Origin of the sequence: Micromonospora wenchangensis (assembly GCF_002210435.1) — a bacterium.
In the GTDB taxonomy this organism is placed as follows: Bacteria; Actinomycetota; Actinomycetes; order Mycobacteriales; family Micromonosporaceae; genus Micromonospora; species Micromonospora wenchangensis.
This window is the reverse complement of the sequence record NZ_MZMV01000090.1, coordinates 1-21,891: the sequence shown is the minus strand read 5'-3', so window position 1 is coordinate 21,891 and position 21,891 is coordinate 1. Positions and strand designations below refer to the sequence as shown.

The following is a 21,891-nucleotide window of genomic DNA, read 5'->3' as shown; positions in this document are numbered from 1 at the left end:
TGCTTCTCCACCGCGTCCAACAACACAGGCGTCTGGATCCGGTTCCGCATCCCGTCACCCGACTCACGGACCGTTCCGGCCGCCAGGGCGTCGGGCACGCTCGCCACGACGAGGTGCAGGCCCAGCTCCGCGACCCGCTGGTCGCGGTAGTCGAGCACCTCGGGGAAGTTGTGCCCGGTGTCGACGTGCATCACCGGGAACGGGATGTTGGCCGGGGCGAACGCCTTCTGCGCCAGCCGCAGCATCACGATCGAGTCCTTGCCACCGGAGAAGAGCAGCACCGGCCGCTCCATCTCGGCGACCACCTCACGCATCACGAAGATGCTCTCCGCCTCCAACTCGTCGAGGTGGGAGACCTGGTAGAAGCGGCCGGGGGCGGTCATGCCACGGGCTCGATCGGCGCGGATCCGTACATGGATTCCAGACCTTTCCGGTCGGACAAATCAAAAACAGCGCTCAGGCTACCCGGAATGCCTCTGCAGCGCTGCAAGCAACCGGCTGGCGAGATCCTTGCGGCAGACCAGCAGGTCAGGCAGGCGCGGATCCGCCTCGTTGTATCTCAGCGCAGAACCGTCGATTCGGGAAGCGTGCAGCCCGGTGGCCGTCGCCACAGCGATCGGCGCGGCCGAGTCCCACTCGTACTGGCCGCCCGCGTGGATGTAGGCGTCCACGTCACCGGTCACCACCGCCGCGATCTTCGCCCCCGCCGAACCCATCGGCACCAACTGCGCGCCCACGTCCTCGGCCAACGCGGTCAGGAACGCCGGCGGCCGGCTCCGGCTCGCCGCCAACCGCAGCGTACGGTCACCCGTCGTGGCCGCCTCCACCGTCATCGGCGGGTACGCCGGCGGATAGTCCGTGCCCAGCACCCGGTGCTGCGCCGGCAACCCCACCGCCCCCGCCACCAGCCCGTGCGGCGTCGGCGCGTTACGCGCCCAGAGCGCCACGTGCACCGCCCAGTCGGCGCGGCCCTCCTCGGAGAACTCCCGGGTGCCGTCCAACGGGTCGATGATCCACACCCGGTCGGCGGTCCGCCGGGACACCCCGCCCGCGGTGTCCACCAGCCGCGACCCCTCGTCCTCCTCGGAGAGGACCGCGTCACCGGGCCGCCACCTCGCCAGCTCGCTGCGGATCAGGTCGTGCGAGACCTTGTCCCCGGCCGACTTCAACGCCGCCGCGTCCGCGAACCCCATCTCGGCCCGCAGCTCCAGCAGGGCCTGCCCGGCCCGGTCCGCCAACCAGCGGGCGAACGCGCCGTCGATCATCGGAGGACTGCCCACGAACTCGCTCCCGTCGCCTACCACGGCCCGCGCGCGGTCGCGCCACGCCAGAACGCGCAGACTACCGCCAACGCGAGCGCGCCACGAGTACGCCCCCGTACCTCAGACCCCGTGGTACGCGTTCTGGGTCGGCTCGACTCCCTTGGTGACCACCGACTCCACCACGTCAGCGGCCCGGTCCACCAGAAACTCCAACTCCTTGCGCTCCGCGGTGCCGAAATCCGACAGCACGAAATCCGCCGGGTCCTGCCGCCCCGGCGGCCGGCCGATGCCGAACCGCACCCGCACGTAGTCCTTCGTCCCCAGCGACTTCGACATCGAGCGCAGACCGTTGTGCCCGCCCTCGCCGCCGCCCAGCTTCACCCGCACCTGCCCGTACGGGATGTCCAGCTCGTCGTGCACCGCGATCACCCGCTCGGCCGGGATCTTGTGGAACTGCGCCAGCGCGGCCACCGGCCCACCCGACAGGTTCATGTACGTCTGCGGCTTGAGCAGCACCAGCTTCGGCCCACCGAAACCGATCCGCCCCTCGGCGACGTCCGCCACCACCCGCTTGTACCGACCGAACCGCCCACCCAGCCGCACGGCGAGCAACTCGGCGACCATGAAGCCGACGTTGTGCCGGTTCCCGGCGTACTCCCGACCCGGATTGCCCAGGCCGACCACCAGCCACGGCCCCGTCTCGTCCGTCACGTCCCGTACCTCCCGCTCGCCGTCTGCGCGCCGACCGTGCCCCGATACGCCGGCAGGCGCCCCCGCGACGGGAGCGCCTGCCGTGAACGATGCGACCGGTCAGGCCTCGGTCTTCGCCTCGGTGCTCTCCTCGCCCTCGGCGGCCGGAGCCTCGGCGCCCTCGGCGGCCTCCGCACCCTCGGCCTCCTCGGCCTCCGCCGCCGGGGTCTCGACCTCCGGCAGGGTGGCCTCGAGCTGCTCGGCGGTCGGCGCGGCGGTCACCGAGGCGACCGTCTGCTCCGCGTCGGCGGCCAGCTCGACACCCGCGGGCAGCTCGACGTCGGCGGCGGTGACCTGACTGCCGGCCTCCAGGCCCTCGATCGACGCCTCCAGGTGGTCCGGCACCTTGGTGGCGTCGGCGGTCACCGAGAGGGTGTCGTGGTCGTGCACGATCAGGGTGTCCCGCGCGGCCTCACCGGTCAGCTGGACCGGGACCTCGACGGTGACCTTCTCGCCCCGGCGGACCAGCAGCAGGTCCACGTGCTCGAAGCTGTCCCGGATCGGGTCACGCTGGATCGCCTTCGGCAGCGCCAGCACCTGGGTGCCGTCGCTGACCTCGATCGCGAAGAGCTGGTTGGCGCCGCCCTTACGGATCGCGGCGGCGAACTCCCGCGCCGGGAGCGCGATGTGCTTGGGCTTCTCGCCGTGACCGTACAGCACGGCGGGCACCTTGCCGGCCCGACGGGTACGACGGGCACCACCCTTGCCGAACTCCGTACGGGGCTCGGCGCTGATCTTTACCTCGGACACGGGGAAACTCCTGATGCTAAACGCTACGGCGGCTTGTCGTCTGGCGGTGCTGGGGCGAGGGGCTCGCTTGGGGCTCATGCGTCATGAACGACTGCCCGGAGCACCGCGTCGATGACGGTGCCTCCGTGCGGCGCTCGATCAGCGGCCCGCCGGGCACCCTCGCCGTGGCAACCGCACCAGTCTACCCGAGGTCTTTCCGCGCCTTCCGGCAGTCCCCGTCCTGCGCCGCCACCCCGCGCGTCGGACCTGGCGACGCCGGGCCGGTCGCACCCGACCGGCCCGCGCGGTCCGCCGGGCCGGGCCTCAGCTCAGGCCACCGAAGAGGGTGGTCACCGACCCGTCGTCGAAGACCTCCCGGATCGCCCGCGCCAGCAACGGCGCGATCGACAACACGGTGAGCTTGTCCAACTGCTTGTCCGGCGGCAACGGCAGCGTGTTCGTCACCACCACCTCGGTGATCGGGCTGTTCTTCAACCGCTCGGTCGCCGGGTCGGACAACAGGGCGTGGGTGGAGGCCACCACGATCTCCGCCGCACCGGACTCCTTGAGGATGTCCGCCGCCTTGGTGATCGTCCCACCCGTGTCGATCATGTCGTCGACGATCAGGCAGACCCGGCCCTCGACCTCGCCGACCACCCGGTTCGCCACCACCTGGTTGGGCTTCAACGGGTCGCGGGTCTTGTGGATGAACGCCAACGGGCAGCCACCGAGGCGGTCCGTCCACCGCTCCGCCACCCGTACCCGGCCCGAGTCCGGGGCCACCACCGTCATCGGCCGGCCGGCGAACTTGTGCTCCACGTACTCGGCGAGGATGTCCATCGCGAACAGGTGGTCCACCGGGCCGTCGAAGAAGCCCTGGATCTGCGCGGTGTGCAGGTCGACGGTGAGGATCCGGTTCGCCCCGGCCGTCTTGAGCAGATCGGCCACCAGCCGCGCCGAGATCGGCTCCCGACCGCGGTGCTTCTTGTCCTGCCGGGAGTACGGGTAGAACGGCAGAACCACGGTGATCCGCTTCGCCGAACCCCGCTTCAGCGCGTCGATCATGATCAGGGTCTCCATGACCCAGGTGTTCACCCCGTGCGTGACGGACTGCACCACGAAGGCGTCCGAACCACGCACCGAGTCCCGGAACCGTACGAAGATCTCACCGTTGGCGAACTCGTACGCGTCGGAAGGGGTCGGCGCTACACCGAGCACCTCACCGATCTCCTTGGCCAACTCCGGAAAGCCACGTCCGGAAAAGAGCATCAGGCTCTTGCGGTTTTCGGCGACGATGCTGCCCATGGGCCCGTCTGCTCCCGTTGGTCGGTGGTGCCCGGCTGCGGTGGGCCGGGGCTATTCGGTTGCAGTATGCCCCGACCTCGGCGACCCTCACACCGTCTCGGCACCCCCGTGGATTGCCTCACCTTCACTTGCCGACACCGGCCCACCCGACGCATCCTCACCGGCCGTCCGGGCCTGCTCGGCGGCCCGCGCGGAGACCGTGCCCGGCCGGTTACGCAGCACCCACCCCTCGATGTTGCGCTGCGGCGCCCGGGTCACCCCCAACGCCCCCGGCGGCACGTCCTGACTCAACGCGCTACCCGCCGCCACGTACGCCCCCGCACCCACCTCGACCGGCGCGATCAGGTTCGTGTCACAGCCGACGAACGCACCGTCACCGACCACCGTGCGGTGCTTGTTCACCCCGTCGTAGTTCACGAAGATCGTCGCCGCGCCGATGTTCGCCTTCGCCCCGATCGTCGCGTCCCCCACGTACGACAGGTGCGGCACCTTCGCGCCGGGCCCGACCTCGGAGTTCTTGACCTCGACGAACGTGCCCACCTTCGCCTTCTCGGCCAGCCGCGCCGCCGGCCGCAGGTAGGCGTACGGGCCGACGCTCGCCCCCGCGCCCACCTCGGCGCCGGTGGCGTGGCTGCGCAGCACGGTCGCCGCCGGCCCCACCACGGTGTCGATCAGCGTGACGTCCGGCCCGACCACCGCCTCGGCCCCCACCACCGTGGCACCCCGCAACTGGGTGTTCTGGTCGAGCACCGCGTCCCGTCCGACGGTGGCGGTCACGTCGATCCAGGTGGTCGCCGGGTCGAGGATCGTCACCCCGGTCCGCATCCACGCCTCGTTGACCCGGTCGCGCAGCAGCCGGCGCAGTCCGGCCAACTCCACCCGGTCGTTGCAGCCCAGGGTCTCGACGTGGTCGGCGGCCACGTGCACCCCCACCGGCTCGCCGGCCGAGACGAGCAGCCCGAAGACGTCGGTGAGGTACTCCTCGCCCTGGTCGTTGTCGGTGGAGAGCTTGCCCAGCGCGGCCCGCAGCCGGGTCAGGTCGAAGGCGTAGATGCCGGCGTTGATCTCCCGCAGCGCCCGCTGCGCGGGGGTCGCGTCGCGCTCCTCGACGATCTGCTCCAGCCGGCCGGCGGCGTCCCGGACGATCCGGCCCAGCCCGGTCGGGTCGGGCACCTCGGCGGCGAGCACCGTGGCCGCCGCACCCTCACCCTCGTGCGCCGTGACCAGCGCGTCCACCGTCTCGGTGCGCAGCAGCGGCACGTCCCCGTTGATCACCACGACGGTGCCGGCGGCCTCCGGCACCGCGTCCAGCGCGATCCGTACGGCGTGCCCGGTGCCGAGCTGCTCGGCCTGGAGCACCGCCGTGGCGTCCGGGGCGACCTCGGCCAGGTGGGCGCGGACCTGCTCGGCCCCGTGCCCGACCACCACGACGGTCCGGTCCGCGCGCAGCGGCCCGGCCGCGGCCAGCACGTGACCGAGCAGCGTCCGGCCGAGCAGTGGGTGCAGCACCTTGGGCAGCGCCGACTTCATCCGCTTGCCCTCCCCGGCGGCGAGCACGACGACGGTACGGCGGTGGGGCTGGGACACGGGTGGGCTCCCGTCGGGGAAGGCGAACAGTCTCGCCGCCATGCTAACCAGACTGTGGGGACACTTCGCCCCTTACCCCGATCAGGGAGGAGGTGACGGACGGCTCGGCCGCCAGGGTTCGAACCTGAAACACGGGTACCAAAGACCCGGGTGTTGCCAATTACACCACGGCCGAATGTGACGCAAGACAGCTTAGCGCCTCCCCCGGGCGACCCCCACCCCTATGTGATCTCTCCGGTGAGTGCCGCGACGACACCCTCGATCTTCCAGTACAACTCCCGGCTTCTCGGCACGTCGATAACGAGGCAGCCGTGGTAGCCCTCGCCGGTGTTGTGCCGCGTCGTCGGCTGGTGGCGCTTGATGGTGGGCCGCCGGAACCGGTCCGGTGGCAGATCCAGGGTTTCGGTCCACCAACGCTGCGCCGCCGCCGCATCGGTCGACTCGTGGATGCTCACCCGGTAGGTGGGCACGTCCCGTTCGACCCCGCAGGCGGCGAGGAAGCGCAGGAACAGCCGGAGCAGCCCGGCATCGGTGTTGACGAACTGCACATGATCGTGACGACGCCAGGGCTTGGACTTGGTGCCCTCGCACCAGTAGAGGGCCGCGCCGAGCAGCAGCACCTCGCGGTCGGCGAGTCGCCCCACCGTCTCCCGCATCCGGCTGTGCACCTCGGCCTGCGCGGCGTCACGTGTCGCGCGGTGCGTCGCCCACCGGTCGTCGTTCATCGCCCTGGCCCGCGCCCGCCGCCGCGTGGCGACCTCCTCGTCCGGGTCGAGGGGGAGGTGGCGTACCCAGAGGTAGGCGGTGGACTTCGCGACGCCCAACCGGGCCGCGATGTCGCCGACCGAGCAGCCCTCGCCGCGCAGTGCCACCGCCGCCGCGCGCAGGTCGTCGCGGGCGGCGGGTCGTCGGGTGCGGGCCGGGGGCGCGCCGTCGCGCAGCAGCGCGTACACCCGGTTGCGGCCGAGGCCGGTGCGGGCCTGGATCTGCCGGACGGAGAGCCCCTCCTCACCGCGCAGCCGGCGCACCTCGGCGGCCGTCGGATCGGTCATGACCGGCAGGTTAAGACAACCGTACGACTGTGGGCCGGCGCGCCGAGCGCGTTCTTCTGGGGCGGGGCTGGTCCGGATCGCCCTGTTGCACCACGTGACCTGGGCGATCAACTCGGTCTGCCACGTCTACGGTGAGCGTCCCTTCATGATGCGGCCGGGCGACCGGGCGGCCAACTTCCGGCCGCTGGCCCTGCTGTCGTTCGGGGAGAGCTGGCACAACCTGCACCATGCCGACCCGACGAGCGCCCGGCACGGGATGCTGCGTGGGCAGTGGGACCCGTCGGCCGGGTGATCTGGTTGCTGGAGCGGGCCGGCGCGGTGCACGACGTGCGGTGGCCGAGGCCGCAACGGGTGGCGGTGAACCGGGTGCGGAAACCGTTGCCGCGCTGAACCCGGCGGTACCCCGGGGCGTCACCTGGCAGGATGGCCGGGTGACCGAGACAGACGGGCACGACCGGAGCATTCCACGACAGGGCGTCACCGAGCGCCGGCGAGGTGACGAGATGGCGCAGCCCCCGGGTGGGGAGAACAACGGCACACGACGGGCGGCGTCGGCGGGGGGCGCGAAGCCGGCGGCGCGGGTACGGATGTCGGCCGCGCAGCGGCGCGAGCAGCTGATCGCGATCGGCCGGGAGGTGTTCGCCGAGAAGGGCTTCGACGCGACCTCGATCGAGGAGGTGGCGGCGCGGGCGCGGGTCTCCAAGCCGGTGGTCTACGAGCACTTCGGCGGCAAGGAGGGGCTGTACGCGGTGGTCGTCGACCGGGAGGTGCGGGCCCTGCTGGACCGGATCGCCGCGGCGCTGACCGCCGGGCACCCGCGGGAGTTGCTGGAGCAGGCGGCGCTGGCGCTGCTGGGCTACATCGAGGAGGAGACCAGCGGGTTCCGGGTGCTGGTGCGGGAGTCGCCGTTGATGTCGGCGGCCGGCAACTTCAGCAGCGTGATGAACGACGTGGCGCACCAGGTGGAGCACATCCTGGGTGCCGAGTTCTCCGGCCGGGGTTACGACCCGAAGCTGGCCGAGTTGTACTCGCAGGCGCTGGTGGGGATGGTGGCGTTGACCGGGCGCTGGTGGTTGGAGGTCCGCCAGCCGGGCAAGGAGACGGTGGCGGCGCACCTGGTGAACCTGGCCTGGAACGGGTTGTCGCACCTGGAGGCGGGGCCGGGCCTGATCACCGTGCGTCCGGGCGGCTGAGCGGCGGGTCAGCGGGCCGGGTGGAGCCGGTCGGCGCGTTCCCGGGCGGCGTGCTCGTCGGTGCCGATCTTGTCGTATAGGCCGGTGGCGAGGAGCAGCAGGCCGAACAGCAGCGAGACGATCACCGTCGACATCGAGAAGTTGAGGATATTGGCGCGGGTCTGGAGCACGCTCATCATCGCGATGCCGGTGACCATGAAGACCACCCCGGCGGTGAGGTTCATGATGTGCCCGAGGTTGCCGCGCCGGGACGCCCCGATGATCAGGACGATTCCGAAGACGACCGAGACCAGCGAGAACGCCAGGTTGGTGCGCAGGCCCAGGGCCCAGTGACTGCCCCTGGCGAACAGCGGTTCACCCCAGGTCTGCACGACGCCGAACGCGCCGAAGACCAGGATGTAGAGGCCGACGAGGCCGGCGAAGACCCGGTACAGCGGGCGGGCCGGGTGGTTGACCGGAAAGTGCGCCATGGCCCCTCCCTGCGCGGACGACGTGTCGGGACGATTGTCTCCCGTTCCGTCGTCCGGCGGCGGAGAAACGCCAGGTCACACCGCATCCCGGCCCGCGCGCGGGAGCGGGTCAGAGCACCAGGCGGGCCTTCTGCCAGGCTTCCTTCTCGTCCTCGGTGCCGACCTTGCCGTACATGCCGACCATCAGCAGGACGAGGCTGAGGGTCATCAGCACGATCACCGTGAGGATGCTGAAGTTGGCGACGTTGGCGTCGGTCTGGAGGAAGGCCAGGCCGGCGAGGCTGATCACCATCAAGGTGTAGGCCAGCCACTGGTTGATCGCCACGTCGAGGTTGCGGCCGATCACGGTGCCGACCAGGATGACCACCCCGAACAGCACGGACAGCAGCGAGAACCCGAGGTTGGTGCCCTGGCCGAGGACCTTGGTGTCGTCCTGGGCGAAGAAGTCGTTGCCGGCGCTGGCGATGACGCCGAGCACGCCGAAGACCACGAGGTAGAGACCGATGAGCCCGCCGATCGCCCGGTAGACCGGCCGCGCGGGGTGGTTGACGGGGGTGTGGGCCATGACTGTGTCTCCAACGCCGTTCGGGTGAGGGTCGCCGACGATTGTCCCGTACGGCGGGGTGTGACGCCGCACACGGGGTCGTCCCTGGTCCTACAGGGGCGGGATCTCGTCGGCGAGGGTCAGCCAGGTCTCCTCGGTCCGTTCCCGTTCGGCGCGTACCTCCTTGAGCTGCGCGTCGAGGTCGGCGACCCGGGCGTAGTCGGTGGCGTGCGTGGCGAGCTGGCCGAGGAGGGTGGCCTCCTTCTGGTCGAGCTTGCCGATCTGCCGTTCCAGCCGGGTCAGTTCCTTGCGGGCCTGCCGGGCCTCGGCGGCGGACATGCCGCCCGTGGCCGGGGCCTCGGGGCTTTCGGCGGGGCCGGTCGTGGTGCGGGCCGGACCCGGGCCGGCAGCGCGGGCCAGGTACTCGTCGACGCCGCCGGGCAGGTGCACCAGCCGGCCGTCGCCGAACATCCCGTACGCGGCGTCGGTGACCCGTTCGATGAGGTACCGGTCGTGGCTGGCCACGATGATCGTGCCGGGCCAGGAGTCGAGCAGGTCCTCCAGGGCGGCGAGGGTGTCGGTGTCCAGGTCGTTGGTGGGCTCGTCGAACAGCAGCACGTTGGGTTCCCCGGCGAGCAGCCGGAGCATCTGCAGCCGGCGGCGTTCCCCACCGGAGAGGTCGCCGACCGGGGTCCAGAGCCGCCGGTCGTCGAAGCCGAACACCTCGGCGAGCTGGGCGGCGGAGACCTCCCGGTCGCCGAGCTGCACCCGCCGGGCGACCTCCTCGACGGCCTCCAGGACGCGCAGGTGGCCGGGGAGTTCGGCGAGTTCCTGGGAGAGGAACGCGGGCTTGACGGTGGAGCCGGTGTGGAACCGGCCGCCGTCGGGGCGGGTGATGCCGGCGAGCATCCGCAGCAGGGTGGTCTTGCCGGCGCCGTTGCGCCCGAGGACGGCGATCCGGTCGCCGGGGCCGACCTGCCAGGTGGTGTCGTGCAGGATCTCCTTGGGGCCGGCGTGCAGCCGGACGTGCTCCAGGTCGTACACCTGCTTGCCGAGCCGGGCGGTCGCCATCCGCTGCAACGACATGGTGTCGCGCGGCGGCGGCACGTCGTCGATGAGCGCGTTGGCCGCGTCGATGCGGAACTTCGGCTTGGAGGTGCGGGCGGGCGGGCCACGCCGCAGCCAGGCGATCTCCTTGCGGAGCAGGTTCTGCCGGCGGGCCTCGGTGGCGGCGGCGACCCGTTCCCGTTCGGCGCGGGCCAGCGTCCAGGCGGCGAAGCCGCCCTCGTAGGCCCGGACGGTCTGGTCGGCGACCTCCCAGGTGGTGGTGCAGACCGCGTCGAGGAACCACCGGTCGTGGGTGACCACGACGAGCGCGCCCCGGCGGCCGACGAGGTGCCGGGCGAGCCAGTCGACGCCGCCGACGTCGAGGTGGTTGGTGGGTTCGTCGAGGATGAGCAGGTCGGATTCGCGGACCAGCAGGGCGGCCAGCGCCACCCGGCGGCGCTCGCCACCGGACATCGGGCCGACCGGCTGGTCGAGGCCGAGGTGGGGCATGCCGAGGCCGTCGAGGATGGCGCGGACCCCGGCGTCGCCGGCCCACTCGTGTTCGGCGCCCATCCCCTCGGCGAGCCAGGCGGTGCCGAGCACCACGTCCCGCACGGTGGCCTCGGGGGCCAGGGTGAGGGCCTGCGGCAGCCAGAGCACCCGCAGGTCGCGGCGGTGGGTGACCCGGCCGTCGTCGGGGTCCTCCTGCTTGGTGAGCATCCGCAGCAGGGTGGACTTGCCGGCGCCGTTGAGGCCGACCACGCCGATCCGGTCGGCGTCGTCGAGGCCGAGCGAGACGTCGGTGAGCAGCGGCCCGGCGGCGCCGTACCCCTTGGACACCCGGTCCAGGTTGACGATGTTGGCCACGGTCCCACCTTTCATGATCAAGGCGTCCCGGTGCCGGCGGGCACCTCGGGACGCCTGGGGCAAGGGTACGCGGACACCCGTGCCGCCCCACCCGCCCGTGCCGGAGGACGGGACCGGGCCGCCTCGAACAGCAGGTCGGGGCAGGTTGATCAACCCATCGGGGCTGACGGTGCGGGTTCCCGGTCGCCGGACACCGCGACACCGGCCCCCGGGAGTCGATCCCGCCCCCGGGGAAGGCTCAGCCGACGCGGGCGCCGGGCACCGGGCCGTGGGCGACCCGGGTCTCCCGGCACACCCCGGCGGCCTGCACCTCGGTGGCGATCCGCTGCGCGTCGGCGGCGTCACGGGCGAGGAAGACACAGGTCGGGCCGGAGCCGGAGACGATGCCGGCGAGCGCCCCGGCCGCCTCCCCCGCCTTCAACGTGTCGGCCAGGGCCGGGCGCATCGACAGGGCGGCGTCCTGCAGGTCGTTGCCGAGGCAGCCGGCGAGCACCCGGGGGTCGCGTTGACGCAGCGCGCCGAGCAGGCCGTCGGTGCTGCCCAGCGGGGTGCCGGCGGTGCCGGCGTCACGCAGCCGGTCGAGTTCCCGGTAGGCGGCGGGGGTGGACAGGCCGCCGTCGGCGACGGCCACCACCCAGTGCCAGGAGGTGGGGCGGGCCAGCACCGGGCTGACCGCCTCGCCCCGGCCGGTGCCCAGCGCGGTGCCGCCGTGGATCAGGAACGGCACGTCGGAGCCGAGGTCGGCGGCGATCCCGGCCAGTTCGTCGCGGGACAGCCCGGTGCCCCACAGGGCGTCGCAGGCGACCAGCGCGGCGGCGGCGTCGGCGCTGCCGCCGGCCAACCCGCCGGCGAGCGGGATCTGCTTGCGCAGGTGCAGCCGGGCGTGCGGCAGCACCCCGGCGTAGCCGGCGAGGGCGTGGGCGGCGCGGATGGCCAGGTTGGAGTCGTCCAGGGCCAGCTCCCCGGCCCCCTCGCCCTCCATGGTGAGGGTGAGGGTGTCGCCCCGGCGGGCGGTCAACTCGTCGTAGATCGAGATCGCGTGGTAGACGGTGTTCAGCTCGTGGTAGCCGTCCCGGCGCAGCGGGCCCACCCCGAGGTGCAGGTTGACCTTCGCGGGCACCCGGACCCGCACCGGGCCGCTGCTGCCCCGGCGCTGGTCGTCATCGTCGTCCGGTCGCCAGGCCTCGGTCACCGGGTGACGTCCCACCGGCACGGGCGGATGTCGAACGGCATCTCCACGATCAGCTCCTCGGCGGCGTCGGCGGCCGGCGGCGTACCGGCCGGCAACCAGGTCGTACGCGCAGGTGCGGCGTGGCCCTCGGCGGGCACGGCGTCAGCCTACTGTGCGGTGGTGGCGACGGTCGGAGCCGACGCGGCGATCGCGGCGAACTGCTCCACGGTGAGTGACTCCCCGCGTGCTCCGGGGTCGACCCCGGCGGCGGTGAGCGCCGCGGCGGCCCGGTCGGGGCTGCCCGCCCAGCCCGCCAGCGCGGCCCGCAGCGTCTTGCGGCGCTGGGCGAACGCGGCGTCGACGACGGCGAAGACCGCCTGTCGGGGCACGTCGTCGCGGGGTGGTTCGCGGCGGGTGAAGGCGACCAGTCCGGAGTCGACGTTCGGCACCGGCCAGAACACGTTCGGTGGCACCCGGCCGGCGGCGCGGGAACGGGCGTACCAGGCGAGTTTGACCGACGGGATGCCGTACACCTTGGAGCCGGGGCCGGCGACCAGCCGGTCGGCGACCTCCTTCTGCACCATCACCAGGCCGTGCCGCAGGGTGGGCAGCTCGGCGAGCAGGTGCAGCACCACCGGGACGGCCACGTTGTAGGGCAGGTTCGCCACCAGCGCGGTGGGCGGCGGGTCGGCCAGGGCGGCGGCGGTGATCCGCAGCGCGTCGGCCCGGTGCACGGTGAGCCGGGCGGCGTCCGGGCCGGCGTGGGTGGCCGCGGTCTGTGGCAGCGCGCCGGCCAGCACCGGGTCGATCTCCACCGCGTGCAGGTGCGCGGCGGCCGGCAGCAGGGCCAGGGTGAGCGAGCCGAGGCCGGGGCCGACCTCCAGGGTCACGTCGTCGGGGGTGAGCCCGGCGGCGGTGACGATCCGGCGGACGGTGTTCGGGTCGTGCACGAAGTTCTGGCCGAGCTTCTTGGTCGGGTTGACGCCGAGGCGCGCGGCGAGTTCCCGGATCTCCGCCGGGCCGAGCAGGCCGGTCACGCCCCGAAGCGTAGTCGCGGGTAGCGGGTCGGTCACCACGGCCCGAAGACCCGGTCGCCGGTGGCGGAGATGGCGGCGCACAGCTCGTCGAGGTCGGCCCCGGTGGTCTCGGCCAGCGACCGGACCGTCAGCGGGATCAGGTACGACGCGTTGGGCCGGCCCCGGTGCGGCATCGGGGTCAGGTAGGGCGCGTCGGTCTCGACGAGGAGCTGGTCGATCGGGGTGAGCGCGGCGGCCTCGCGCAGCGCGGCGGCGCTGCCGAAGGTGACCGTGCCGGCGAAGCTGAGCAGGTGGCCCCGGCGGACGCACTCGCGGGCGAAGTCGGCGTCGCCGGAGAAGCAGTGCAGCACCACCGTGTCCGGGGCACCCTCGTCGTCGAGGATGCGCAGCACGTCGGCGTGGGCGTCCCGGTCGTGGATGACCAGGGCCTTGCCGTACCGCTTGGCGATGGCGATGTGCGCCCGGAAGCTCTCCTCCTGGGCGGCCCGGCCGTCGTCGCCGGTGCGGAAGAAGTCCATCCCGGTCTCGCCGACGCCGCGGACCCGGTCGCGGGCGGCCAGCGTCTCGATCTCGCGCAGCGCGGCGTCCAGGTCGGCCAGCCGGGGTGCCTCGTTGGGGTGCAGCGCCACGGTGGCGAGCACCGCCGGGTACCGGTCGGCCACGTCGGCACCCCAGCGGGACGAGTCGACGTCCACGCCGACCTGCACGAGCCGGTCCACGCCGACGGCGGCGGCCACCTCGATCGCGGCGGCCACCGGGTCGGCGGCGTCGCCCCCGCCGGGCACGCCGGCCTCGCTGACGGTGATGTCGAGGTGGGTGTGGCTGTCCAGCACGGGGCGGGGCAGCGGCGGCGGGGCGGGCGGGAACTCGCCGGCCCGGCGGGCGGCACGCTGCTTGCGGGATTCGGTCCGTTCGGTCATCGCGGCCAGCATCACACACCGGGGGTGGCCGGGGGCACCGACCCGCACCCGGCCGGTGCCGGGTGGGGTGTTCCCGGGCGGCCACCGGCTGTTCACCGGGGCGGAACCTGGCCGGCCTAGCCTCGCCGGGATGAGCGTCACCGACCGGGCCAGCGGCGCGGCCTCCGGGCGGACCGCGTTGCGCGTGACGTACGGCGGGGTGGTCCACCCGGCGGAGGAGCTGGCCCGGGGCGCGGCCTACGAGCTGTTCAGCGCCGAGGCGGCGCCCGGTTTCGAGTGGGCGCCCCGGCCGGGCGTGAGCTGGCCGTGGCGGCGGTTCGTGCACGTGACCGAGGTCACCGAGGTGAGCGGGGGCAGCCCTCCGGTGGAGGAGCCGGAGGCGGCGCTGCTGATGCCGGTGCACCGGGAGCGGGGCTGGTCGTACGTGCACCAGCTCAGCCAGCAGCCGACGGCGGCCGGCGATCCGACGTTGGCCGCGGTGCGCGCCTCGGCGGTGCTGCGGCGGGGCACCCGGATGGTCAAGGTGCTGTCCGCCCGGCAGCTCGCCGGGTACGTGCGGGGGTGGCTGCCGCACGGGTTCTGCTACCGCGAGCACGACGTGGCGCACCTGCGCACCCCGGCCGCGCTGGCGGTGCTGCGCGGCGACGGCACCAGTGGCGACGGCACCGACGTCGGGTACGCGCTGCGCTGGCGGGTCGCCGACCCGGGCGACTACGACGTGCCGGTGGGCGCGGCGCACCGGGGCCTGCTGGAGCTGCCGCCCCGGGACCGGCTCGGCCCGCCGGTGCTGGGTACGGGGTTCGTGCCGAGTTCGGCGCAGTTGATCCCGGAGTTCGTCACCCGGGACTTCGCCGACCTGCCGATGCCCGCCAACGCCAGCCTGCTGGCGTACACCGCCGACGGGGCGGAGGTGGTGCTCTACAGCTACCAGGCGGAGCAGCGGGGCTGGTTGCGGATGGTGGGGCCGCAGTGGCGGCACCTGCTGGCGGCGGTGCCGGGGCTCTCCCCCGACCAGGAGTACGTGCCGACCGGCGAGGTGCCGCGGTCGACGCAGTTGGTCGGCGGGTTGGCCGGCGGCGAGTACGAGGCGGTGGCGGACCTGCCGGGCGGGTTCCGGGTGCTGGCGATGACCCGGGCGGCCCGCTATCCGGTGGAGTCGGTGGGCCGGCGGCTGCGGCACGCCCGGTGGCGGGGCGTGGCGTGCCTGGTGCTGCGGGAGGAGGCCGGCTGGCTGCGGTTGCGCCTGCGGCAGCCCGATCCGGACGGGGTGCGCGACACCGGGGCACAGTGCCACGAACGGGGCGTGTACGAGACCTGGGCGCCGGCCGCCGAGGTGACCGACGACCGGGTGGTGGACCTGCCGTACGCGATGTGAAGGCATGACGGTGGCCGGCCGGGGAAAGCGCGACGGGTCCGACACCGACGGATCAGGAGAAGAGCATGCCCTTCATCACCGTGGGTACGGAGAACTCCGCCCCCATCGACCTGTACTACGAGGATCACGGGCAGGGTCAGCCGATCGTGCTGATCCACGGTTTCCCGTTCAACGGGGCGACCTGGGAGAAGATGTCGGGTCCGCTGCTCGCTGCGGGCTACCGGGTGATCACCTACGACCGGCGTGGTTTCGGCAGTTCGGCCCAGCCGGCCACGGGCTACGACTACGACACCTTCTCAGCCGACCTCGACGTGCTGATGACCGAGTTGGACCTGCGCAACGCGATCCTGGTGGGCCACTCGATGGGCACCGGTGAGGTGACCCGCTACCTCGGCACGTACGGGTCGAGCCGGGTGGACCGGGCGGTGCTGATGGCGCCGCTGGCGCCGTACCTGTTGCAGACGCAGGACAACCCGGAGGGCGTCGAGAAGAGCCTGTTCGACGGGTTCCAGCAGGCCATCGTCGCGGACCGGTTCGCCTACCTGACCCAGTTCTGCGACGCGTTCTTCAACTACAGCGAGAACAAGGGCAAATGGGTCAGCGAGGAGGCGTACCGGGCGCACTGGCAGATCGGCGCGCAGGCGTCGGCGAAGGGCACCCACGACTCGGTGGAGGCCTGGCAGACCGACTTCCGGGGCGACGTGCCGAACATGGACGTCCCGGTGCTGATCATCCAGGGCGACAAGGACAACGTGCTGCCGTTCCCGAAGACGGGTCAGCGGTTGGCGTCGATGCTGCCCAACGGCACGCTGGTCACCCTGAAGGGTGCGCCGCACGGTATCCCGTGGACGCATCCGACCGAGGTGAACCGGGCGCTGATGGAGTTCATCGGCGCGCCGGCGATGGCCCGCGCCTGACGTACCGCGCAATGCGGCCCCGGGGGGTTCCCCCGGGGCCGCCCCCGGCCGGTCAGCTCTCCAGCCGGGCGAGTTCCTCGTCGACGATCGACGGGTCGAGCTTGCGGAAGACCGGCTTCGGCGCGGCGAGCGGCCGGCCGGCCGGCAAGGGTACGGACTCCCAGCGCGCGCCGACGGTGTAGTCCCCGGTGAGCACCGGGTAGCCGGGGCCGCCGTCGAGGTCGTCGACCTCCTGCAGGACCGGCATCGGGGCGTGCACGCCGGTGCCGCCGAGCAGTTCGTGGATCTGCTGCGCGGAGTGCGGCAGGAACGGGGTGAGCAGCGTGTTGGCGTCGCTGACCACCTGGAGGGCGACGTGCAGGATGGTGCCCATCCGGGGCTTGTCCGCCTCGGCCTTGAGCTTCCACGGGGCCTGCTCGGACAGGTATTTGTTGGCCTCGGCGACGACCTTCATCGCCTCGCCGATGGCCTGCTTCTGCCGGTGCCGGGCGATCAGGTCACCCACCGTGGCGAAGCCGGCGCGGGCCACCGCGAGCAGCGCCTCGTCGGCCTCGGTGAGCCCGGCCGGGTCGACCGGTGGGATCGCGCCGAAGTTCTTCGCCGCCATGGAGACCGACCGGTTGACCAGGTTGCCCCAGCCGGCGACGAGTTCGTCGTTGTTGCGGCGGAGGAACTCGGCCCAGGTGAAGTCGGTGTCGTTGCTCTCCGGGCCGGCGACGGCGATGAAGTAGCGCAGCGCGTCGGCGTCGTAGCGTTCCAGGAAGTCCCGGACGTAGATGACCACCTTGCGGGAGGAGGAGAACTTGCGCCCCTCCATGGTCAGGTACTCGCTGGAGACGACCTCGGTGGGCAGGTTGAGCCGGCCGAGGTCGCCGGGCTGGCCGTCGCGGCTGCCCGCCCCGGAGTAGCCGCCGAGCAGGGCCGGCCAGATCACCGAGTGGAAGACGATGTTGTCCTTGCCCATGAAGTAGTAGCCCGGGGAGTCCTTGCCCTCCCCGTCGGCCGACCACCACCTGCGCCACGCGTCCGGGTCGCCGGTGCGCCGGGCCCACTCGATGGACGCGGAGAGGTAGCCGATCACCGCGTCGAACCAGACGTAGATCCGCTTGTCGCCCCGGTCCTGCCAGCCCTCCAGCGGGATCGGCACGCCCCATTCGAGGTCCCGGGTGATGGCCCGGGGCTGGAGGTCGTCGAGCAGGTTGCGGGAGAAGCGCAGCACGTTGGGCCGCCATCCCTCCCGGGTGTCCAGCCACTGGCGCAGCGCGTCGGCGAGGGCGGGCAGGTCGAGGAAGAAGTGCTCGGTCTCCACGAACTCCGGCGTCTCGCCGTTGATCTTGGACTTGGGGTTGATCAGGTCGATCGGGTCGAGCTGGTTGCCACAGTTGTCGCACTGGTCGCCCCGGGCGCTGTCGTAGCCGCAGATCGGGCAGGTGCCCTCTATGTAGCGGTCGGGCAGGGTCCGCCCGGTGGACGGGGAGATCGCCCCGGTGGTGACCTTGGGGACGATGTAGCCGTTGCGGTGCAGCCCGGTGAACAGCTCCTGCACCACCGCGTAGTGGTTGCGGGTGGTGGTGCGGGTGAACAGGTCGTACGACAGGCCCAGCGCCAGCAGGTCCTCGGCGATCACCCGGTTGTACCGGTCGGCCAGCTCGCGCGGGGTGACCCCCTCGGCGTCGGCCTGCACCTGGATCGGGGTGCCGTGCTCGTCGGTGCCCGAGACCATGAGCACGTCGTGACCGGCCATCCGCATGTACCGGGCGAAGACGTCGGAGGGTACGCCGAAGCCGGACACGTGGCCGATGTGGCGCGGACCGTTGGCGTAGGGCCAGGCGACCGCGGCGAGAACGTGACTCATGACCAGCAAGCCTAGTGACCCGGATCGGCGGCCGGCGAACCAATGGGGTCACCGCGCCACGCCGACGCCGAATCGCCGTCCATGGGAATTGCCCACCGACACGCGGAGTCAGCTCACGGACACCGACCGCCACCCGGTGTCCAATGGCTGACGTGACGGGCAGACGATCGGGGCACGACGAGTCGACGGCGGGCACCCGGCGACCACGTCCCGGCCCCGGGGACGGTCCGGCGGCACGCGGCTCGGCCGTCGCGCCGCAGCCACGCCCCGGTCCCGGCCCGGACGACGCGGCCGTGGAGGTCGAGCCGACCACGGGCGCGCCGGTCGACGCGGTGCCCCGGCGGGTGCCGGTCCGCCAGCCACGGGCCCGCCGGCGGGACGGGGAGAAGCCTGACGACGACGGGTTCTTCTGGGCGCCGATCGAACAGGTGCACTGGGACGGCACCCCGCTGCGCAAGGAACCGAAGCAGCGGTTGCGGACCCCGCGCCGACGTCGCCCCGCCCGCGCCCCCGCCCCGCCGGACCCGATCCGGGGGCTCGCCGTGCTGCTGGCGTTGAGCCTGGTCGCGGCGTTCTTCGCCTGGGTGAGCGCGGGACCGCTCTGGCTGGCCGTCGGGCACTCCACGGCGGGGACGGCGGTGGTCACCGACTGCTCGGGCGGTGGGCTGACCCAGCGCTGCCGGGGCATCTTCACCGCCGACGACGACCGGTTCCGCACCCACGGGGTACGGGTCAGCGGGGTGCCGGCCGAACGCACCGCCGCCGGCTCGGCCCTGCCGGCGTGGGTGACCGGGCCGGACGCGGACACCGCGTACGCCGACACCGGGGTGGGCCGGCACCTGCGGTGGCTGCTCGGCCTGCTGGCGGTGGCCGGCTGCGCGGCGGGGATCGTCAGGTGGACCGGGGCGACCCGGCTGGCCGACCCCCGGCAGCGCCGCTGGGCGACCGGCGGCGGCTACGCCGGGCCGGTGCTGATCACCCTGGGTTTCCTGGTCGCCGCCTGGTGACCGCCGCCCCGCTCAGCGGTGCACGACGGCGTAGACGTCCCGGCGGCGCAGCCCGTACCCGGTGGCGACGTCGCTGATCGCATCCCGGCGGGACATGCCGGCGGCCTCCCGGTCGGCCACCCGGGCCCGCAGGGTGTCGTCGTCGGGGCGTTCGGCGGGGGTCTGCGGCGCTCCCCCGACGACGAGGGTGATCTCGCCGCGCGGTTCCTCCCGGGCCGCCCAGTCGGCCAGCTCGCCCAGCGGCCGGCGGACGACCTCCTCGTAGGTCTTGGTCAACTCCCGGCACAGCGCGGCCGGCCGGTCGGCGTCGAACGCGGCGGCCAGGTCGGTCAGCGCGGCGGCGATCCGGTGCGGGGCCTCGAAGAAGACGAGGGTGCGGGGTTCGGTGGCGAGGGCGCGCAGCCGGGCCCGCCGGGCACCGGGCGAGCGGGGCAGGAAGCCCTCGAAGCAGAACCGGTCGCAGGGCAGCCCGGACAGGGCCAGGGCGGTGGTGACGGCGCTCGGGCCGGGGGCCGCGGTGACCGGCACCCCGGCGTCGAGGGCGGCGGTGACCAGCCGGTATCCGGGGTCGGAGACGCTGGGCATGCCGCCGTCGGTGACCAGCGCGACCCGGTGCCCGGCGCGGAGCACGTCGACCAGTTCCGGGGTACGCCGCTCCTCGTTGCCCTCGAAGTAGGAGACGATCCGCCCCTCCACGGTCACGTCGAGGTCGCGGGCGAGCCGGGCGAGCCGGCGGGTGTCCTCGGCGGCGACCACGTCGGCGGTGGCGAGGACGTCGCGCAGCCGGGCGGACGCGTCGGCGGGGTTGCCCAGTGGCGCGCCGAGCAGAATCAGGCGCCCGATCTCGGACATTTCACCCACGTGACGCGCTCCTTCATCGATACTCGTACCAATCTCGGGGACGACGGGCGCCACCGGGCACCTTCGCAGCCTACGATCGCCGGGTGACGAGTGCGTCGACAGCACAGAGTGCGAGCGCGGACCGGACCGACCCGGAGGCACCCCCTCCCGAGGCCGGCGGGGGCGGCGTGCCGGCGATCGTCAGGCGACGACTCGCCACCGTCGAGTCCCGGCTCGACGTGAACTCGTGGATCGCCACCGCCGTCGTGGTGACGATCGCCGCCGTCCTGCGGCTGCTCGGGCTGAGCAGCCCCAAGGGCAAGATCTTCGACGAGATCTACTACGCCCGCGACGGCTACGGCCTGATCGACAAGGGCGTCGAGTGGAACTACAAGGACAACGGCCCGTCGTACGTGGTCCACCCGCCGCTGGGCAAGTGGCTGATCGGGCTCGGCGAGTGGGCCTTCGGCTACCAGGACGCGGAGACCAACATCTCCGTGCCGGGCCACCTGATGACCACCGCCCCGGAGTTCGGCTGGCGGATCGCCTCGGCGGTGGCCGGCATCCTCACGGTGCTGATGATCACCCGCATCGCCCGCCGGCTGTTCCGCTCCACCACGCTCGGCTGTGCCGCCGGTCTGCTGCTCGCCCTGGACGGCTTCCACCTGGTGCTCTCCCGCACCGCGCTGCTCGACATCTTTCTGCCGCTGTTCGTCCTGGCCGCCTTCGGCGCGCTGGTGCTCGACCGGGACGCCAGGCGTCGGCGCTGGGCCCGCGCGCTCGACGCCGGGCTCGACCCGACCGCACCCGGCCGGGCCGGTCGCCCCGCCGGTGGTTGGCGGAACTGGCCCTGGTGGCGACTGCTCGCCGGGGTGCTGCTCGGCTGCGCGTGCGCGGTGAAGTGGAGCGGGATCTGGTTCGTCCCGGCCTTCGGGTTGCTGGCCCTGCTCTGGGAGGTCGGCCTGCGCCGGTCGGTCGGGGTCCGCCGGCCGTGGCGCGACGCCCTCCTGGACGAGTTGCCCTGGCTGGTGCTCGCCGGGCTGCTGGCGGTCGGCACCTACCTGGCCACCTGGTCGGGCTGGCTGCTCTCCGACGAGGGCTACTACCGGATCGCGTCCCGCTACCCGAACGTTCCGGGGCTCAGCGACACCCCGGTCATCGGCGCGCTGACCAACCTGTTCCAGTACCACAAGGCGGCGTTCGAGTTCCACACCGGCCTGGAGACCGCGCACAAGTACCAGTCGTGGCCGTGGCAGTGGTTGCTGCTCGGCCGGCCGGTGGCGTTCCACTGGTCCGGCGACGGCGCGTGCGGCGCACCCACCTGCGCGTCGGAGATCCTGCTGCTGGGCACGCCGCTGCTCTGGTGGTCGTTCCTGCCGGCGCTGGCCGCCACGCTCTGGCTCGGCATCGCACGCCGCGACTGGCGGGCCGGGGCGTTCCTGGTGGCCGTGGCCGCCGGCCTGCTGCCCTGGTTCTGGTACGCCCTCGACGGCCGGACGATGTTCTCCTTCTACGCCGCCCCGGCGCTGCCGTTCCTGGTGCTGAGCGTGGTGTACGTACTCGGCGCGATCGCCACCCCCACCGTCGGAGAGCGCGCCGCCCCGGCCGGTCGGGCCGGCCCCGGCACCGCACCGGACGGCACGGCGGGCGACGGCACGGCACCGGACGGCAGTCCACCGGACACCGGCGAGCCGGCCGATCCGAAGGTGGCCGTGGTCGTCGCGGAGGCCGATGCGGCGGCGGCGGAGCAACTCGCCGACCGGCGACTGGTCGGCGGGGTCATCGTCGGCGCGTACGTGCTGCTGGTGGCGCTCTGCTTCGCCTACTTCTACCCGATCTTCGTGGGCAACATCCTGCCGTACGACGACTGGTCCGCCCGGATGTGGCTGGACGGCCGCTGGATCTGACCGGTCCCCGCACCTACCGCCCGCCCCACCGTCCCTGCCGCCCGGGTTCCCAACCC

21 protein-coding genes, 1 tRNA gene and 1 pseudogene are annotated in these 21,891 nt (G+C 72.9%); 6 read left to right on the top strand and 17 right to left on the bottom strand.

What is annotated here, in order from left to right; genetic code table 11:
- The 8 genes from B5D80_RS30575 to B5D80_RS30540 form a co-directional block, all read right to left on the bottom strand.
- The coding region (locus tag B5D80_RS30575) for a phosphoadenosine phosphosulfate reductase domain-containing protein (protein WP_158224272.1) at window positions 1–383 on the bottom strand (383 nt) is incomplete at its 3' end.
- 78 nt (window positions 384–461) lie between these two features.
- The gene (locus B5D80_RS30570) at window positions 462–1,265 is read right to left on the bottom strand and encodes a 3'(2'),5'-bisphosphate nucleotidase CysQ (protein WP_088647402.1); all 804 of its coding nucleotides are present in this window, start codon (window positions 1,263–1,265) and stop codon (window positions 462–464) included.
- Between the two features lie 117 nt (window positions 1,266–1,382).
- Window positions 1,383–1,973 carry an aminoacyl-tRNA hydrolase gene (pth, locus tag B5D80_RS30565; protein WP_088647401.1) on the bottom strand — a complete coding sequence of 197 codons (591 nt, stop codon included), beginning with the start codon at window positions 1,971–1,973 and terminating at the stop codon, window positions 1,383–1,385.
- Window positions 1,974–2,072: 99 nt separating this feature from the next.
- Window positions 2,073–2,762 (bottom strand): 50S ribosomal protein L25/general stress protein Ctc, encoded by a 690-nt coding sequence (locus tag B5D80_RS30560; RefSeq protein ID WP_088647400.1) that lies wholly within the window; start codon window positions 2,760–2,762, stop codon window positions 2,073–2,075.
- Between the two features lie 303 nt (window positions 2,763–3,065).
- Complete coding sequence (locus B5D80_RS30555; RefSeq protein WP_088647399.1) at window positions 3,066–4,046, bottom strand: ribose-phosphate diphosphokinase; 981 nt, start codon at window positions 4,044–4,046, stop codon at window positions 3,066–3,068.
- A gap of 87 nt (window positions 4,047–4,133) precedes the next feature.
- Entirely contained in the window at window positions 4,134–5,675 is a 1,542-nt protein-coding gene (gene glmU, locus B5D80_RS30550) for a bifunctional UDP-N-acetylglucosamine diphosphorylase/glucosamine-1-phosphate N-acetyltransferase GlmU (protein ID WP_088647398.1), read from the bottom strand.
- Window positions 5,676–5,736: 61 nt separating this feature from the next.
- Window positions 5,737–5,808, bottom strand: a tRNA-Gln gene (locus tag B5D80_RS30545).
- A gap of 46 nt (window positions 5,809–5,854) precedes the next feature.
- A complete protein-coding gene (locus tag B5D80_RS30540) occupies window positions 5,855–6,685 on the bottom strand; it encodes a resolvase (protein WP_088647397.1) in 831 nt (276 codons plus the stop codon).
- 30 nt (window positions 6,686–6,715) lie between these two features.
- Here B5D80_RS30540 and B5D80_RS30535 point away from each other — a divergent pair.
- Together B5D80_RS30535 and B5D80_RS30530 are read left to right on the top strand one after the other, a co-directional pair.
- Window positions 6,716–7,075, top strand: a pseudogene (locus tag B5D80_RS30535) (acyl-CoA desaturase); the annotation flags it as partial.
- A 113-nt stretch (window positions 7,076–7,188) separates the two neighbouring features.
- Entirely contained in the window at window positions 7,189–7,878 is a 690-nt protein-coding gene (locus tag B5D80_RS30530; protein WP_088647396.1) for a TetR/AcrR family transcriptional regulator, read from the top strand.
- A gap of 8 nt (window positions 7,879–7,886) precedes the next feature.
- Here B5D80_RS30530 and B5D80_RS30525 read toward each other — a convergent pair whose 3' ends face one another.
- From B5D80_RS30525 to B5D80_RS30500, 7 genes are all read right to left on the bottom strand, one after another.
- A complete protein-coding gene (locus tag B5D80_RS30525; protein WP_088647395.1) occupies window positions 7,887–8,348 on the bottom strand; it encodes a DUF4383 domain-containing protein in 462 nt (153 codons plus the stop codon).
- 109 nt (window positions 8,349–8,457) lie between these two features.
- A complete protein-coding gene (locus B5D80_RS30520) occupies window positions 8,458–8,913 on the bottom strand; it encodes a DUF4383 domain-containing protein (protein ID WP_088647394.1) in 456 nt (151 codons plus the stop codon).
- A 90-nt stretch (window positions 8,914–9,003) separates the two neighbouring features.
- The gene (locus tag B5D80_RS30515; protein WP_088647393.1) at window positions 9,004–10,806 is read right to left on the bottom strand and encodes an ABC-F family ATP-binding cassette domain-containing protein; all 1,803 of its coding nucleotides are present in this window, start codon (window positions 10,804–10,806) and stop codon (window positions 9,004–9,006) included.
- A gap of 238 nt (window positions 10,807–11,044) precedes the next feature.
- Window positions 11,045–11,998, bottom strand: coding sequence for a 4-(cytidine 5'-diphospho)-2-C-methyl-D-erythritol kinase (locus tag B5D80_RS30510; RefSeq protein WP_088647392.1), 954 nt, complete (start codon window positions 11,996–11,998; stop codon window positions 11,045–11,047).
- Window positions 11,995–12,135, bottom strand: a complete 141-nt coding sequence (locus B5D80_RS33550) for a hypothetical protein (protein ID WP_158224271.1) — start codon at window positions 12,133–12,135, stop codon at window positions 11,995–11,997. The genes B5D80_RS30510 and B5D80_RS33550 overlap by 4 nt, the downstream gene beginning before the upstream one ends.
- A 9-nt stretch (window positions 12,136–12,144) precedes the next feature.
- The gene (gene rsmA, locus B5D80_RS30505; RefSeq protein WP_088647391.1) at window positions 12,145–13,014 is read right to left on the bottom strand and encodes a 16S rRNA (adenine(1518)-N(6)/adenine(1519)-N(6))-dimethyltransferase RsmA; all 870 of its coding nucleotides are present in this window, start codon (window positions 13,012–13,014) and stop codon (window positions 12,145–12,147) included.
- A 32-nt stretch (window positions 13,015–13,046) separates the two neighbouring features.
- Window positions 13,047–13,946 (bottom strand): TatD family hydrolase, encoded by a 900-nt coding sequence (locus tag B5D80_RS30500; protein ID WP_088647404.1) that lies wholly within the window; start codon window positions 13,944–13,946, stop codon window positions 13,047–13,049.
- Between the two features lie 118 nt (window positions 13,947–14,064).
- On the opposite strand from B5D80_RS30500, the gene B5D80_RS30495 reads away from it, so the two are divergent.
- Window positions 14,065–15,309, top strand: a complete 1,245-nt coding sequence (locus B5D80_RS30495; RefSeq protein ID WP_088647403.1) for a hypothetical protein — start codon at window positions 14,065–14,067, stop codon at window positions 15,307–15,309.
- Window positions 15,310–15,374: 65 nt separating this feature from the next.
- Window positions 15,375–16,226, top strand: a complete 852-nt coding sequence (locus B5D80_RS30490) for an alpha/beta fold hydrolase (protein WP_088647390.1) — start codon at window positions 15,375–15,377, stop codon at window positions 16,224–16,226.
- Window positions 16,227–16,278: 52 nt separating this feature from the next.
- On the opposite strand, the gene metG is transcribed toward B5D80_RS30490, so the two are convergent.
- The gene (gene metG, locus B5D80_RS30485; protein WP_088647389.1) at window positions 16,279–18,081 is read right to left on the bottom strand and encodes a methionine--tRNA ligase; all 1,803 of its coding nucleotides are present in this window, start codon (window positions 18,079–18,081) and stop codon (window positions 16,279–16,281) included.
- Window positions 18,082–18,224: 143 nt separating this feature from the next.
- Between metG and B5D80_RS30480 the strand changes: the two genes are divergently transcribed.
- Window positions 18,225–19,088, top strand: a complete 864-nt coding sequence (locus B5D80_RS30480) for a hypothetical protein (protein ID WP_425437297.1) — start codon at window positions 18,225–18,227, stop codon at window positions 19,086–19,088.
- Between the two features lie 12 nt (window positions 19,089–19,100).
- On the opposite strand, the gene rsmI is transcribed toward B5D80_RS30480, so the two are convergent.
- Window positions 19,101–19,940, bottom strand: coding sequence for a 16S rRNA (cytidine(1402)-2'-O)-methyltransferase (gene rsmI, locus B5D80_RS30475; RefSeq protein WP_425437296.1), 840 nt, complete (start codon window positions 19,938–19,940; stop codon window positions 19,101–19,103).
- Between the two features lie 92 nt (window positions 19,941–20,032).
- On the opposite strand from rsmI, the gene B5D80_RS30470 reads away from it, so the two are divergent.
- On the top strand, window positions 20,033–21,835 hold the full coding sequence (locus B5D80_RS30470; RefSeq protein WP_088647386.1) for a dolichyl-phosphate-mannose--protein mannosyltransferase: 1,803 nt from the start codon (window positions 20,033–20,035) through the stop codon (window positions 21,833–21,835).
- The last annotated feature ends 56 nt before the right edge of the window (window positions 21,836–21,891 follow it).

Coding starts and splice junctions, on each gene's coding strand:
- B5D80_RS30570 (WP_088647402.1), bottom strand. CDS start 1,265: ATGATCGACGGCGCGTTCGCCCGCTGGTTGGCGGACCGGGCCGGGCAG.
- B5D80_RS30555 (WP_088647399.1), bottom strand. CDS start 4,046: ATGGGCAGCATCGTCGCCGAAAACCGCAAGAGCCTGATGCTCTTTTCC.
- glmU (WP_088647398.1), bottom strand. CDS start 5,675: ATGGCGGCGAGACTGTTCGCCTTCCCCGACGGGAGCCCACCCGTGTCC.
- B5D80_RS30540 (WP_088647397.1), bottom strand. CDS start 6,685: ATGACCGATCCGACGGCCGCCGAGGTGCGCCGGCTGCGCGGTGAGGAG.
- B5D80_RS30530 (WP_088647396.1), top strand. CDS start 7,189: ATGGCGCAGCCCCCGGGTGGGGAGAACAACGGCACACGACGGGCGGCG.
- B5D80_RS30525 (WP_088647395.1), bottom strand. CDS start 8,348: ATGGCGCACTTTCCGGTCAACCACCCGGCCCGCCCGCTGTACCGGGTC.
- B5D80_RS30520 (WP_088647394.1), bottom strand. CDS start 8,913: ATGGCCCACACCCCCGTCAACCACCCCGCGCGGCCGGTCTACCGGGCG.
- B5D80_RS30500 (WP_088647404.1), bottom strand. CDS start 13,946: ATGCTGGCCGCGATGACCGAACGGACCGAATCCCGCAAGCAGCGTGCC.
- B5D80_RS30495 (WP_088647403.1), top strand. CDS start 14,065: ATGAGCGTCACCGACCGGGCCAGCGGCGCGGCCTCCGGGCGGACCGCG.
- B5D80_RS30490 (WP_088647390.1), top strand. CDS start 15,375: ATGCCCTTCATCACCGTGGGTACGGAGAACTCCGCCCCCATCGACCTG.
- metG (WP_088647389.1), bottom strand. CDS start 18,081: ATGAGTCACGTTCTCGCCGCGGTCGCCTGGCCCTACGCCAACGGTCCG.
- B5D80_RS30480 (WP_425437297.1), top strand. CDS start 18,225: ATGGCTGACGTGACGGGCAGACGATCGGGGCACGACGAGTCGACGGCG.
- rsmI (WP_425437296.1), bottom strand. CDS start 19,940: ATGTCCGAGATCGGGCGCCTGATTCTGCTCGGCGCGCCACTGGGCAAC.